The organism is Candidatus Hydrogenedentota bacterium, assembly GCA_016791475.1.
Lineage (GTDB): Bacteria > Hydrogenedentota > Hydrogenedentia > Hydrogenedentales > JAEUWI01 > JAEUWI01.
This window is the reverse complement of the sequence record JAEUWI010000029.1, coordinates 24908-39153: the sequence shown is the minus strand read 5'-3', so window position 1 is coordinate 39153 and position 14246 is coordinate 24908. Positions and strand designations below refer to the sequence as shown.

The following is a 14246-nucleotide window of genomic DNA, read 5'->3' as shown; positions in this document are numbered from 1 at the left end:
GCTGTCCGGCGTCGCTGGAGGGCGGGTTTGTCTTTTTTGGGGCGGAGATTCTTCAATTGGGACCGGCCATGGGGAATCTGATATTCTGGCGTCGAGCTTTGAGTGTAACCGGGACCCCATTCCCCCGTCTGGAGTCGTTGCAGTGAAGACCAGATTCTTTCAAGCGCATCGTGCGAGCCGTGTGGCCATCCTTGCATGCTTCTTCGCTTTGCCCTTCGCCAATTCGCGCGCGGAGGACACACCCGTCTCCGGCGAGGACGTAGCACCCATTCTGCAGAAATACTGCTACGAATGTCATGGCCCGGAAGCGCGAAAAGGTGGACTCCGCCTGAGCAACGAGGCCGATGCGCGGCTCGGCGGCGACTCCCACGCCTCCCCCCTGGCCCCGGCGGAAGATGGCAGCTACCCGCTGCTGCAGCGGATCCTATCGGAAGAGGAAGACGTGCGGATGCCGCCGAAAGGCGACCGGGTATCGGAGGAGGACGCCGCAATTCTAAGAACCTGGTTGGAGGCTGGCGCACCCTTTGGCGGCGAAGCGACCGCCGACACCTCCTCCGCGAAGACGGATATCTGGTCCTTCAAGGCGCCGGTACAGCCCGCACCGCCCGCGATGGACGCCGCCACCTGGGGCCGCAACGCCATCGACGCCTTTATACTCCAGACCATGAAGACCAGGGGCCTCTCCCCCTCGCCCGAAGCCGACCGCAACACCCTCATTCGACGGCTGAGCCTCGATCTGCGTGGGCTGCCCCCCACACCGGCGGAAGTGGAGCGTTTCGTGGCCGACAAGCGTCCGAATGCCTATGAAGCGCTGGTGGAAGAGTTTCTGCGCTCGCCCCATTTCGGCGAACGCATGGCCATCGACTGGCTCGATGTGGCCCGCTATGCCGATACCAATGGCTATGAGAAGGATCGCCCCCGCAGCATCTGGCCCTACCGGGATTGGGTCATCAACGCCTTCAACAGCGACATGCCCTTCGACCGCTTTGTCATAGAGCAGATCGCGGGCGACCTGCTGCCCTCCCCCACCCTCGAGCAGCGCATCGCCACCGGCTTCTTCCGAAATGAAATGCTGAACGAAGAAGGCGGCATCGACGTGGCCGAATTTCGCTACAAGAATGTGGTCGACCGAACCAATACCGTCGCCACCGCCCTGCTGGGACTCACCATGAGTTGCGCCCAGTGTCACTCCCACAAGTATGATCCCATCTCCCAGCGGGAGTACTTCCAGCTCTTCGCCTTTCTCAACAACACCGACGATGTCACCCTCGAAGTGCCCTCGCCAGAAGTGGAGAAGAATCGGCAAGAGCAACTCACTAAGATCGCGGACCTGAAGGGCGCGCTCTGCGGCAAGTTCCCCCTGAGCGATGAAAGCGACAAGTACGTACCCTTCGCCTCGGCCACGGCCGAAGCCCGCGATGGCGGCGCGCTGATGATCGAACCCGACCGGACCGTGCGCGTAGCCAATGCCGGCCGGGATAGGAACACCTACATCGTCAAAGCCGAAATCGGACCTGGCCGCGTCGAGGGGCTCCGGCTGTCGGTGCTGCCGGGTGAAAAAGGCCCCGGTCGGGCCGACAACGGTAACTTTGTACTCAGCGAGTTCACCGCCTGGCAGTTTGACCCCGCCGCACCGGACACGCGCACGAGTCTCGTCTTTGCCAGGGCCGAGGCGGACTACGCCCAGCCGAGTTACGCCATTGAGGCCGCCATTGACGGCAAACCCGAGAGTGGATGGGCCGTCGGCGGTGATCCTCGCGGCGTCAGTCAGGCACAGATCGCCCGCTTCTTCTTCCCAGAGCCCCTCGATCTGACTGCCCCCCTGCAAATCGAGGTACACCTCACGCAGGAGCACGGCCAGTTCCACACCCTTGGCGATTTTCGTCTCGAAAGCATCCTCAATGACCCTGCCGTGGTCAATCAGAGCGACGATGAACGGCGCGCCGCCTTCTTTGCGAAGAAATACACCGAGTGGGCCGATGGCGTGAAGTCCAGGGCCCGTCCCTGGGCCAACCTGACGCCCATCGAAATGAAGACTCAGAAATTTACGACCCTGAAGCGGCTGGAAGACAATTCCATCCTCGCGAAGGGCGACCTTCCGAACAACGACGTCTACGACTTGGCCCTGCGCACCGACGAGTCCCATGTGACCGGACTGCGCCTCGAAGTGCTGCCCCACGAAAGCCTGCCCGGTGGTGGACCTGGACGGGGCGTGATTCTCTCGGAAGGCGATTTCCTTTTGACGGAAGTAAAGGTCAGCGCGGCCCCCTGGAACGACCCCGAGGCCAAGGTCCCCCTTAGCATCGCCCGCGCCACGGAAAGCCATGCCGATGGCGACAAAACTGCCGCGAAGACCCTCGACGGGCGCGCCGACACCGGCTGGTCCATCAAGGGCGGTGAAGGCAAGGCCCACGAGGCCGTCTTCGCCTTCGACAAGCCTGCGGGATTCCCCGGTGGCACAATCTTCTACGTTACACTGGAACAGAAGTATATCCACCAGCACACCATCGGACGATTCCGGATCATGACCACGGGCGGCCCCGCCCCCGAAGCCGCCGGTGTACCCGCGGAGATTGAAGCGCTGATGCTGGAGGACCAGCTCGCCGATTCGGACCAGGCCCGGCTTCACCAGTACTTCCTGGAGCACACGCCGCTGCTGGCCGAGGCCCAGGCCGAGATGGCGAAGCTTGAGAGAAGCCTTCCAAAGAACCCCACCACATTGGCGCTGGAAGAGCGGGAGGAGGTCCGGGTTTCCAATATTCACCATCGGGGCGAATTCCTCCAGCCCCGGGCGGCAGTGCTGCCTGATGTGCCTGAAGTCTTGCCGCGCCTGCCCGAGTTCGCACCGCGAAATCGCCTGACCCTCGCACGCTGGATCATGAGTGAAGAGAATCCGCTTACCGCACGGGTCACCATGAACCGGATGTGGCAGCAGTTCTTCGGGCGCGGGCTCGTTCGTACCACGGAAGACTTTGGCGTTCAGGGCGAAGCCCCGAGCCATCCGGAATTGCTCGACTGGCTCGCCGTGGAGTTTATGCGGCGCCAGTGGGCCATCAAGGATATGGCCCGACTCATGGTCACATCGGCCACCTACCGTCAGTCGGCGAAGGTAACACCGGAGCAGCAGCAGATCGATCCGCAGAATATCTATCTCGCCCGCGCACCCCGCTTCCGGGTGGATGCCGAGTTCGTGCGCGATATAGCCCTGGCGGCAAGCGGCTCGCTCAACAAAAGCGTGGGCGGCCCCAGCGTCTTCCCGCCCCTGCCCGAAGGCTTGCTGGACATGGTCTACGGCGGCACGTCGTGGAAGGCTGATGAAGGCGAAGCCCGATTGCGCCGCGGCATGTATACGTACTGGAAGCGCATGCTGACCTATCCCACGGCGGCTGTTTTCGATGCGCCCGCACGGGATATGACCTGCGTACGGCGATTGCGCACCAACACCCCCATGCAGGCCCTCACACTGCTGAACGACGAAGTGTTCATGGAGGCCGCACGCAGCATGGCGCGCTCCCTGATTGCGGAAGTACCCGCCGACCCGGCGGCACGACTTCGAGTCCTCTTCCTGCGCTGCGTGGCCCGCGAACCGGATGCGATGGAAGCCCAGGCGCTGTTGGACTACCTGGATGGACAGCGGACCCTGTTGCGTCAGCAGCCTGCGGATCAAGTTCTAGCGCTGGTCAATGGGCAAGGCGGTGTCGAGGAGGCGGCATGGACCCTCCTCTGCCGCGCGGTGTTGAATCTCGACGAAACGATAACACGAGGGTAGTACCCATGATGCATAACGACGAAGAACGGATTCACCCGCTGCACAGCACGACCCGCCGCCATTTCTTCCGGGAATGCGGCGTGGGCCTCGGTAAGATCGCCCTCGCCTCCCTCCTGTGCTCGCGCACGGCCACAGCGGCCGCACCCGCCAATCCCCTTGCCGCGAAACCCTCCCACTTCAACACCCGCGTCAAGCACGTGATCTACCTCTTCATGGAAGGCGCGCCGAGCCAGTTGGACATGTTCGACTACAAACCGGTCCTGGCGAAATATGACGGCAAGCCCATCCCCGCCGAAGTGGTCAAGGATCAGCGCTACGCCTTCATCCAGCCCGACGCCAACCTCATGTCCAGCCGCTTCGCATTTGCGAAGCATGGTCAGTCCGGTGCGGAACTATCCGAACTGCTCCCCCACCTGGCCACGGTGGCCGATGAACTCGCCATCGTGCGCTCGGTGCACACCGACCAGTTTAATCATGCGCCGGCGCAATTGTTTATGAACACCGGCTCGCCCCTCCAGGGTAGGCCCTGCCTGGGCGCCTGGGCGAGCTATGGCCTCGGTAGCCTGGCCGACGACCTGCCCGGCTTCGTCGTGCTGCAATCGGGATCGGGCACAAGTGCGGGCGCCCACAACTGGGGCTGCGGCTTTCTGCCCACGGAATATCAGGGCGTGCCCTTCCGCAGCCAGGGCAGCCCCATCCTGAACGTGAATAGCCCGAAAGGCATAGACCCCGCCCTACAGCGGAACAGCATCGACCTCATCAACCAGCTCAACCAGCACCGCTTCAACAGCTTCGGCGATCCCGAGATCACGGCGCGCATCAACGCCTATGAAATGGCCTACAAGATGCAGAGCAGCGCGCCCGACCTTATCGATCTCTCGCAGGAAACACCCGAAACCCTCGCCCTCTATGGCGCGGAAATCGGTAAACCTTCCTTCGCCAACAACTGCCTGCTTGCCCGCCGCATGGTCGAGCGCGGAGTGCGCTTCGTCAATATCTACCATGGAAGCTGGGATCACCACAGCGATGTGGCGGGCGGCCTGAAGGCCAAGTGCAAAGAGACCGATCAGGCCTGCGCCGCTCTTATCAAAGATCTGAAGCGCCGCGGATTGCTCGACGAGACCCTCGTCATCTGGGGCGGCGAATTCGGTCGCACGCCCATGGTCGAATCCATCGCCGCCCTCGGGCGCAGCATGGGCCGGGACCACCACCCCCAGGCCTTCACGATGTGGATGGCCGGCGGCGGCGTGCGCGCGGGCCACACCCTCGGCGCAACGGACGAACTGGGTTTCCACATTGCGGAGCGCCCGGTCCACGTGCACGACATGCAGGCGACGATTCTCCACCTGATGGGCATGGATCACACCCGACTGACGTATCACTATCAGGGCCGCGACTTCCGACTGACCGACGTATTTGGCAATCTGGTGCCGGAACTAATTGCGTGACCGGATTGAGGATTCCTCGTCAACGAGTCAGGTTGGTCCCTCAGTACGGTGATCGAGATTCGAGGTCGCGAGCGCCCCGGTACCGTTACCTGGCCACTGACGGCGAATCGGGCATCAATGCGCCGATCCATTCCACCTCGAGGCGAAAGGCGCCCTGCGTCTTGTCGGCCAGCAGGAAGCCCACGGTAACCACGCGCTCCGCGCTCAATGGCGGATAGTCATTGAGTACATTGCCCCGAAACACGGCCGCGAACGCCTTCAGTTCCAGCGCCACCTCCTGCCACTCATCCTTCGTTGTCTCAAACTCCGCGCGATAACTGACACCATCAAAATTCCCGTCCGTGCGAACCCGGAACTGATAGCGGCGGCCGTCTCCTTTTACACGAAGGCGAAAGGCCGTCGCGCCGGATGGGGCACTATCCAGCGGAGCAGAACGCACCGAAGAGAAACCTCCGTTGTTTTCCAGGGACAGTTGCCCCTGAAAGATGCCTTTACCCTCTTCCACCTTCCAACTCCCCCGGGAAAGGCCCCCCATCACGCCATCGTCGATGACATCCCAAGCCCTGGTCGGCTCGTCAAATCCAAAGAGTATTTGCATCTGAGGGGTCTCCTCCGGCGGGGTCGCGCGGACCGTTTGCAAAAGTCCGAACGCCAGTATCACCCAGGCGTTTCGTCTGATTTTGGACAACGTATTCATGTTCGAGCCCTGTCTTCCGCCCGTGGGCGTTCTGGAGGTTGTGCTTATTGTATCACAGGGCGTTTATTTTTGTTTATCTCTAGATTGACAAAAGCTAGACAAAATGGTACCCTCTAGTCGGATTCAAGTTCATTACATTGCAAAAGGAAGTCAGCATGCGGATTGCCGTCGTAGGCGGGGGGATATCGGGTCTGGTAGCGGCCTACCAGCTTCAACATGTAGCTGAAGTGTCGCTTTTCGAGGCCAACGACTACATCGGCGGGCATACCCATACTGTGGACGTGAAGGATGGTGACCGGACCCATGCGGTGGATACGGGGTTTATCGTGTACAACGATTGGACCTACCCCAATTTCATACGACTGCTCGACAAGCTCAAGGTGGCCACCCAGGCGAGCGACATGTCCTTCGCTCTTTCCGATCCCAGAAGCGGCTTTGCCTACGCGGCGCCGGAATTGCGCGGACTCTTTGCTCACAAGGCCAATCTGATCAGTCCGTCGTTTTACCGGATGCTCTGGGACATCGCGCGCTTCAGCAAACACGGCCCCGCATTTCTCAAGACCTGTCGGGGAGACGCTCCACTGTCCGAGTTCTTTGCCCATGGGCGCTACTCCAGGGCCTTCCTGGATCACTATCTCGTTCCCATGATTTCCGCCATCTGGTCGGCGGGTTGCGATTCGGTCGCGGATCTCCCCGCGAGCTATTTCCTGCACTTTTTCGAGAATCACGGGCTGATGAACCTCAAAGTGCGGCCCCAATGGCGCGTTATTGCCGGAGGCTCCCGCAACTACATCCCCCCGTTGATTCGGGGCTTCAAGGATCGGGTCCACACCCTCTCGCCCGTAAGCAGGATCACCCGCAACGCCGAGGGGGTGTCGCTGGAAATGCCCAACGCGGAGCAGCTCCACTTCGACCATGTGGTACTCGCCGTTCACAGCAACCAGGCCCTGCGCATGCTGGCCCAGCCCACCGATGCCGAACGGGAGATTCTCGGCGCGATACCGTATCAGGACAACGATGTCGTGCTCCACACGGACACGGCCATCCTCCCGAAAAACCGGGACGCCTGGGCGAGTTGGAATTACCGGATGGCGCCCGGCGCTGGAAATCGCGCGCACCTGACCTACCACATGAATCGCCTTCAGTCGCTGGACTCCAGGACCGACTATCTTGTGTCCCTGAATCAAACCAGCGAGCTCTACATCGCAAAGCAACTCGGACGCTATAACTACAGCCATCCATCCTACAGTCGGAACTCCGTTACGGCTCAAGCGCGTCATGGCGAAATCAGTGGCGCAAACCGGACCCACTATTGCGGTGCATACTGGGGCTATGGTTTCCACGAAGACGGCGTGAAGAGCGCCCTGAAAGCCTGTGAATTCTTCGGCGCGGGGCAAATCCAGTGAACGCCGCGCTCTACACCGGTACCGTCTGGCACGCGCGCCACGCACCAAAGTCCCACGCCTTCCGCTACCGTCTCTTTATGACCTGGCTGGACTTGGATCACCTCGATGAGGCCTTCTCCGGACGCCTCTGCTGGTCCCACCGATTCCCTACGCTGGCGTGGTTTCGGCGAAAAGACCACGTGGGCGCACCGGCCGTGCCGCTGGGGGAAACCATCCGCGGCGCGGTGGCCGAAGCCACCGGCACACGCCCGGCCGGCCCCGTACGACTGTTGACCCAGCTTCGCTACTTCGGGTTCTACATGAATCCCATATCCCTCTACTATTGCTATGACGAAAGCGATTCACGGGTGGAAACCGTCGTCGCCGAAGTACACAACACCCCCTGGAATGAACGCCATCTCTACATCTGGCCCGGCGAGGTATGTCGCGATCCTCAAAGCCCCTACCGCTGCGCAAAGGCCTTTCACGTGTCGCCCTTCATGGAAATGAACCATGAGTACCGATGTCGCCTGAACGAGCCCGGCGATATTCTGGACGTCCAACTTCAGAATATTCAGAACGGCGCGGAGATCTTCGAGGCCGGAATGACCATGTTCCGCCGGTCCTGGTCCACGCCCCGCCTGGCATGGACCCTGGTGGGCTACCCATTCATGACCCTGCGGATTTTTATCGCAATCTATTGGCAGGCATTGCGCCTTTGGCTCAAGGGCGTGCCTTTTCAACCGTACCCAAAGCGAATTGACCCTCTGGAGGAGAGCAAAGCCCCATGAAACACTCCGCCTTTGACACCACCCGGCTTGAGGGCCTTTCCGCAGAGCCCGCGAAGTGCGATTCCCTCTGTCGGCGCATGGTCTTGAAGCGCCTCACCGGTCTCGAAGAAGGTGTGCTCCACCTCAGCGACCCGAGAGAGAAGCACACCTTCGGCTCCTATTCCGACGCCTTTCCCGTGACGGCATCCGTACGCGTGTACCAGCCGCGCTTCTACTCGCGCATCGCCCTGGGCGGCTCCATCGGCGCGGCGGAGTCCTACATGGACGGCGACTGGGCCACCGACGACCTGCCGAGCCTTTGCCGCATTCTCGCGCGCAACAGCGCCACACTGGACGCGATGGATCGTCGTCTCAGCGACATTCAGGCCCCCTTCTTGAAGGCCTATCACTGGTTCAACAAGAACAGCCGCAGCGGCAGCCGCAAGAACATTGCCGCCCACTATGATCTGGGCAATGACTTCTTCAAGACCTTTCTCGACGAGACCATGGCCTATTCCAGCGCTTACTTCGAAAGCGAACATGATTCGCTGGCCCAGGCGAGCACCAATAAGTTCGACCGCCTCTGCCGCAAGTTGAATCTCAATGAGAACGACCACCTGCTGGAAATCGGAAGCGGCTGGGGCGGCTTCGCGTGTCACGCCGCGACGACCTACGGATGCAAGGTAACCACCATTACCATCAGCAAGGAGCAATTGGCAATCACGCGGGATCGCATCCGTGAAGAAGGCCTGGAGGATCGGGTGACCGCGAAGTTCTCCGATTACCGCGATATCACGGGCACCTACACGAAGATCGCCTCCATAGAAATGATCGAGGCGGTGGGCCACCAGTATTACCCCACTTTCTTCAAGCAATGCATGCGTTTGCTCACCCGGGACGGACTTCTGGGGCTGCAAGCCATCACCATTCGCGACCAGCAGTACAACCTCGCCCGGCGCAATGTGGACTTTATCAAGCGCTACATCTTCCCCGGTGGTTGCCTGCCCTCCCACACGACCCTGTGCAATGTCGCCACGAAACACACCGACCTGGCACTGGTCTGCCTGGATGACATGACCCCCCACTACGCGAAAACCCTCGCGAAATGGCGCGAACGCTTCCTGGAGAATGAAGCGAGTATCGCGGCTCTGGGCTACTCCGAATCATTCCGGCGCATGTGGTGCTTTTACTTGTGCTATTGCCAGTCCGGATTCGAAGAGCACCTCACCGGCGTCTCCCAGCTGGTCTACGCCCGTCCCGGCTATCGCGCACCGATGTGAGCCATTTAAGGATTGGTCAGCCACGAAGAATTCAAAACATAAACCTTTGTGAACTTTGACTTCTTTGTCCGTCCAAGCTTTCCGACATAAGGAATTTCAAATCATGTCACTCCCCATCCGACTTGCCGAGCGGGGCTGCCTCCCCGACAGCGTAATCCGCTTCGGCATTCGCCGCCTTCTCGCCCAGCGGCTCAAACAGTGCCGCCGCGCGCCCCAGCCCCTGTTGACGGACCACCAGAGGCCCATTGCCGTGGCCACGGACCAGGCCAACGAGCAGCATTACGAAGTCGATCCCGCTTTTTTTGAGCTCGTGCTGGGACCGCGACGCAAATACAGTTGTTGCTGGTACACCACGCCCGAGACGCCCCTTGGGGTCGCCGAAGAAGCCATGCTGCGCCAGACCTGTGAGCATGCGGGCCTGGAAGACGGGATGGACATTCTGGAACTCGGCTGCGGTTGGGGTTCCCTCACCCTGTGGATGGCGGAGCGCTACCCCGGCAGCCACATCACCGCCATTTCGAACTCCAAACCTCAGCGCGAAACGATCGAGGCCCTCGCGCGCGAACGGGGACTGACCAACGTCACCGTGAAAACCGCCGACATCAACCGATTCCGTCCTGACAACCGTTTCGACCGCGTCGTGTCTGTGGAGATGTTCGAGCACGTCCGCAATCATGTGGTCCTCCTGGAGCGCATCGCCCAGTGGCTCAAGCCCGAGGGAAAGCTCTTCGTGCACATCTTCTGTCACAATCAATATACCTACACCTATGAAGATCAGGGCGAAAGCGACTGGATGACCCGCCACTTCTTCAGCGGCGGCATGATGCCCTCCTTCAACTACTTCAAATCACTGCCCGTTCCCTTCACCGTGGAGCAGGCCTGGCCCGTGAACGGCACACACTACGCCCGCACCTGCCGGGACTGGCTCCGCCGCCTCGACGAGCGGCGCGGTTCGGTCGAGGCCGTGCTGCGCAAGGATCTCTCCCCTGTGGAGGCCGCCCTCCAGGCCCAGCGCTGGCGCATTTTCTTCATGGCCTGTGAAGAGCTTTTCGCCTGGAACGGTGGCAAGGAATGGTACGTGGGGCATTACCTGATGGCGCCCACGACGTCTGCCATAGAAGAACCCCTTCCCGCAATGGCGGTAGCCACCTGATGCTCCACGCGCTGCTCTCGATAGTCCTCGCCTCGGCGGCCACCGTGATCGAGCCGAATACGCAAGTAACCTTCGACGCCACGATGATGATAGGGGATCAGACCCTGCAACTCACCGGCGTGGATCGGCGCAGAGCCCTCGGTCGCGATGCCTATGCCGTGGCCCATTACATTGCCGGCATGCCCGAGGAGGCTCAGCACCCCGACGCGCGACTTAGCCAGTACATCGACACCCCCGCGCACAAGGTGCTCATCTTCCATGGGGTCTACAAGAGCGTGCCGGCCCATGGCATCCGCCATTCCTGGAAGAAGCACTTCAAGGATCTCGATATGAAACCGCGCGAGGATTTCGTTGACGCCTTTCAGGCGCCGTTCGCCCGCGGAGAGCGCCTGTTCTTCATCGCAAGCCCGGATGGACGCCTGCAAGTGCGCCACGACGACACCATAATCGGTCAGTGGGAAGACCCCGCCCTCGTGCGCGCCCTCTGGGCCATGTGCCTCGGCCCCACCACCGAAATCGTGGACCGTACTAAGCTCGCCTCGCTGAACCCGGCAACCGAAGAAATCGCGGCGCGCGAAACCGAGAAGGAAACCCAACGCCCATGACCACCATCGCACTCACCCTGGGCCTCCTGATGGCCGCGGAGAACAGCATGCCCCTTACCCTGTCCGAAGAACGTTCCGCCCGCATCCGCAGCGCCTACGACGACGTCCGCGTGCACAACCTCTACCTTCTCGACGAACTCTACGACGAGAACATGGTCTTTCAGGATCCCCTCGACCGCACCGAGGGCCTCGGCGAGTTCAAGATCTACATGGAGGCCATGTATCAATACGTTACCGACATAAAGTGGACCTACCACGACGAAGTCATCGACGGCGACACCCACGTGCTGGTCTGGACCATGACGCTAACCACCAAGGGCCTGAACAAGGGCCAACCCTTCAGCATCGACGGCGTCTCTCACCTCAAATTCGGCGAGAGCAACAAGATCATCTACCACCGCGACTACTTCGACATGGGCGAGTACATCTACGAGCGCGTGCCCGTGGTGAAATGGTTCGTGAACAAGGTCAAGAAGCGGCTCCACGAGGCCGTGGAAGAAGCGCGTGAGAAGATCGAGAAGGAACGGAAGAATAAACCCTGAGCCTTAACCGAATCACTCAACGCAATCAGAGGCAGCCAACGTGGCTTGGCCTTCCAGGCTGAGGCAAAGGTATGCGGTGGCCGGAAAAGCCCCTTGCCCTGGACAGATCTCCCGATTCAGGATAAGGGTTCCTGGGCTTCCCGTCTATCAGACGAACGCTGCGGGTAGCTACATCACGACAGATCAGTCTGGAAGGCTACCCACCCATTACAGCCTCCCCGTTTGAAAAGACATCCGTCCGATACGCTTCCGAAGCCGCGATGAACGGAGCCACAACCCTTGCCCAATCACTGTCCTCGATTCGCTCGGCATCACCGTCCAAAAAGACAACATTCCGAGACTTCCCATCGGCGCAGGGGTGGTTTTCGATGATCACAGGAACCTTGTGTTTCAGCGCTTTTATATCGCCAGTATCCAATCCCATTTCTTCCGCAAGGATAACGAGTTCTTCCTCATTGATGGCGGGAAATAGCAATTCGTAGCTTACCGAGCGGGTGGAGCCCTCCTCCCCGCTGACGCTGGGACAGGTGAGCACATTCGTATTGGCCAAGTATTCGGGAACGGTCGTCGCCCAGCCTGCGGGAAATCGACCCTCTTCAGCCTCATTGGCGAACATTTTGAGCACCAGGCCAAGTTGCTTCATATTTTTCTGGCACGATTCTATGCATCTTTCCTGGATTTCAGGCGTCCAGGGGGACGTGCCGAAACTGAAACAGCGCAACCGGTTCCCCGGATCTACTCGCTCTACGCTGGACGGATTTGCCTCTCGAATTTCTAGAATCATGGGTGGCGTAGAATACCGGGCGCGTAACAGTGGAGGCGCGTTGGGAAAGTCCGGCCAGGGAGCCAAGGCATCTTTTTCACGTTGCAGCAGATAGTTTTGGCTTGTCATTTCCTCGGGTCTCTCGGAATAGCCCTGATTCCAAGGTGCATTGGGCGAGTATTCCAATATTCGACTTCCGCTAGATACGACAAGTTGAGGCGAATCAAGAAAGCCATCGCTCAACCCACTTAGTTCCTCGGGAAAAGTTGATGGGTAAGCCGTGTGGAACGCCTTCAACGCAGTCGCCAAGATTTCCATCTCGTGAATTCGCTGACCCATTATTTTCAGTTCCGCCACATCCCGCTCTGCAAGACGGGTAAATTCGGCGTCCTGAGTGAATGGAGTCTGCTTGCTACCTCCCTCTACTATACAGCTCAGCATCATGGAGTTGCCATCCGAGAGAGTCCCCGTACACACCAATTCCTGCGTCGAACGGGGAGCATCATCATCTCTCGCCTCCTCCCTGACTGTCGTATCATAAACCTCTATGATCTGCGAGCCGGGCACTTGGGCAAACGTGATATCGGGCTTGGCAGGTACTGATTCATCCGCCGTTGGAGTCGATGAGTCCGATTTTATGCTCGCCTGTTTGCCAATCATCGGACCATCGGACATGGGAAGCGCGATGCGAAGTTGATTGCCTTCTATAGCGCCATGCCCGGCTACAAACTTCGTTTCGCCACTCGACATCGCATAGAGGGTTACATCGTCGTTGACTTGCTCCAGGAAGACAATGTCGCTTTTCCCATTCCAACTCGAAAAGAATCCCGTATTTGTGACCAGATTGCAGGCCCTCCAATAGCCGGTCAGGGAGCCCGCCGCGGTGCCTTCTTCCAGGGACTCCCCAGGCTCTACTGCGTCTTCCTCTACGCTCACCTCACTGGGGACAGCAACGATTTCCGCATGAACTGGTCGCACATCGACGGTATTCAGAGCATTAGCCAACACCCCTTCCGTAGGCACGCGAGGCGGCATGTTCCTCGTCGCCACATAGGTCGCTCCGAGTATCACCACGATAGCAAGCGCAGCTCCGCCAAGTTTCATTGGCAGCGCCATGGATGACGCTCGGCCTAAGTCCCCTGCACCGGCCACCGCACTTGCCGTCCACCCAATGCCCGCCGCAGCCACAAGCCCCATGATCGCACTTCGTTGCCGCACGTAGTCGGTCTTCGGCCTCGACTCCTCGCCGATCACCGCGAGCAGGTTCTCGCTCAACGTCTGCCGCGCCCGCTGCAGGCGCTTCTTCACCGCCTCCCGGTTGATGTCGAGTGCCGCCGCGATCTCCCGGGCGTTCATTCCCGCGTGGTAATGCAACAGCAACACCTCACGCGGCTCGTCGTCCATGCGCTCGATCTCGGCGCGCAAGAGGCGGCGCAATTCCTCGCGCGCCGGATCGGGCTGATGGATTGCATCGGTTGGGAGCGCGGCGGAGACAGTCTCCTCCCGTCGCTGCTTGCGTCGCAGCTTGGAGGCCGTCTGCCGTGCGATGCTGACTACCCATCCCTCAAACTTCTTCGGTTCTTTCAGCGTGTGCAGACTCGTATAGGCGGAGACAAAAGCCTCCTGCGTGACGTCCTCCGCGTCGGCATGATTGCCGAGATACGCGTAGGACACGGCATACACCGCGGGCAAATAGCGATCCACCAGCGGCCCGAAGGCCTCCGATTGCCCCGACAAAACCTGACGCACTTGCCGCGTGTCGGACCGCTTCAATAGATTAAACATCGCTGGCTCCTCGTTGTGTAGTATAACGATTTGCCTATTCTGTACCCGC

10 protein-coding genes are annotated in these 14246 nt (G+C 60.2%); 8 read left to right on the top strand and 2 right to left on the bottom strand.

Features of this window, described 5'->3' with window-relative positions:
- The first annotated feature begins 142 nt into the window (after positions 1 to 142).
- Together JNK74_16060 and JNK74_16055 are read left to right on the top strand one after the other, a co-directional pair.
- Positions 143 to 3769 carry a PSD1 domain-containing protein gene (locus tag JNK74_16060; protein ID MBL7647700.1) on the top strand — a complete coding sequence of 1209 codons (3627 nt, stop codon included), beginning with the start codon at positions 143 to 145 and terminating at the stop codon, positions 3767 to 3769.
- Positions 3770 to 3774: 5 nt separating this feature from the next.
- Positions 3775 to 5217 (top strand): DUF1501 domain-containing protein, encoded by a 1443-nt coding sequence (locus JNK74_16055; GenBank protein MBL7647699.1) that lies wholly within the window; start codon positions 3775 to 3777, stop codon positions 5215 to 5217.
- Between the two features lie 85 nt (positions 5218 to 5302).
- On the opposite strand, the gene JNK74_16050 is transcribed toward JNK74_16055, so the two are convergent.
- The gene (locus JNK74_16050) at positions 5303 to 5815 is read right to left on the bottom strand and encodes a CIA30 family protein (GenBank protein ID MBL7647698.1); all 513 of its coding nucleotides are present in this window, start codon (positions 5813 to 5815) and stop codon (positions 5303 to 5305) included.
- 254 nt (positions 5816 to 6069) lie between these two features.
- Between JNK74_16050 and JNK74_16045 the strand changes: the two genes are divergently transcribed.
- The 6 genes from JNK74_16045 (at position 6070) to JNK74_16020 (ending at position 11649) form a co-directional block, all read left to right on the top strand.
- Positions 6070 to 7320 carry an FAD-dependent oxidoreductase gene (locus JNK74_16045; protein MBL7647697.1) on the top strand — a complete coding sequence of 417 codons (1251 nt, stop codon included), beginning with the start codon at positions 6070 to 6072 and terminating at the stop codon, positions 7318 to 7320.
- Complete coding sequence (locus JNK74_16040; protein MBL7647696.1) at positions 7317 to 8090, top strand: DUF1365 domain-containing protein; 774 nt, start codon at positions 7317 to 7319, stop codon at positions 8088 to 8090. Before JNK74_16045 ends, JNK74_16040 begins: the two co-directional genes overlap by 4 nt.
- Positions 8087 to 9349 carry a class I SAM-dependent methyltransferase gene (locus JNK74_16035; protein MBL7647695.1) on the top strand — a complete coding sequence of 421 codons (1263 nt, stop codon included), beginning with the start codon at positions 8087 to 8089 and terminating at the stop codon, positions 9347 to 9349. The genes JNK74_16040 and JNK74_16035 overlap by 4 nt, the downstream gene beginning before the upstream one ends.
- A gap of 103 nt (positions 9350 to 9452) precedes the next feature.
- Positions 9453 to 10502 (top strand): class I SAM-dependent methyltransferase, encoded by a 1050-nt coding sequence (locus JNK74_16030; protein MBL7647694.1) that lies wholly within the window; start codon positions 9453 to 9455, stop codon positions 10500 to 10502.
- A complete protein-coding gene (locus JNK74_16025; protein MBL7647693.1) occupies positions 10502 to 11107 on the top strand; it encodes a chalcone isomerase family protein in 606 nt (201 codons plus the stop codon). Before JNK74_16030 ends, JNK74_16025 begins: the two co-directional genes overlap by 1 nt.
- The gene (locus JNK74_16020; protein MBL7647692.1) at positions 11104 to 11649 is read left to right on the top strand and encodes a nuclear transport factor 2 family protein; all 546 of its coding nucleotides are present in this window, start codon (positions 11104 to 11106) and stop codon (positions 11647 to 11649) included. The genes JNK74_16025 and JNK74_16020 overlap by 4 nt, the downstream gene beginning before the upstream one ends.
- 196 nt (positions 11650 to 11845) lie before the next feature.
- Here JNK74_16020 and JNK74_16015 read toward each other — a convergent pair whose 3' ends face one another.
- A complete protein-coding gene (locus tag JNK74_16015) occupies positions 11846 to 14197 on the bottom strand; it encodes a sigma-70 family RNA polymerase sigma factor (protein ID MBL7647691.1) in 2352 nt (783 codons plus the stop codon).
- Between the last annotated feature and the right edge of the window lie 49 nt (positions 14198 to 14246).

What these genes read in the sequence shown, in the direction of transcription:
- JNK74_16030 (MBL7647694.1), top strand. Translation starts at nt 9,453, where the DNA reads ATGTCACTCCCCATCCGACTTGCCGAGCGGGGCTGCCTCCCCGACAGC.
- JNK74_16015 (MBL7647691.1), bottom strand. Translation starts at nt 14,197, where the DNA reads ATGTTTAATCTATTGAAGCGGTCCGACACGCGGCAAGTGCGTCAGGTT.
- JNK74_16020 (MBL7647692.1), top strand. Translation starts at nt 11,104, where the DNA reads ATGACCACCATCGCACTCACCCTGGGCCTCCTGATGGCCGCGGAGAAC.
- JNK74_16045 (MBL7647697.1), top strand. Translation starts at nt 6,070, where the DNA reads ATGCGGATTGCCGTCGTAGGCGGGGGGATATCGGGTCTGGTAGCGGCC.
- JNK74_16025 (MBL7647693.1), top strand. Translation starts at nt 10,502, where the DNA reads ATGCTCCACGCGCTGCTCTCGATAGTCCTCGCCTCGGCGGCCACCGTG.
- JNK74_16035 (MBL7647695.1), top strand. Translation starts at nt 8,087, where the DNA reads ATGAAACACTCCGCCTTTGACACCACCCGGCTTGAGGGCCTTTCCGCA.
- JNK74_16050 (MBL7647698.1), bottom strand. Translation starts at nt 5,815, where the DNA reads ATGCAAATACTCTTTGGATTTGACGAGCCGACCAGGGCTTGGGATGTC.
- JNK74_16055 (MBL7647699.1), top strand. Translation starts at nt 3,775, where the DNA reads ATGATGCATAACGACGAAGAACGGATTCACCCGCTGCACAGCACGACC.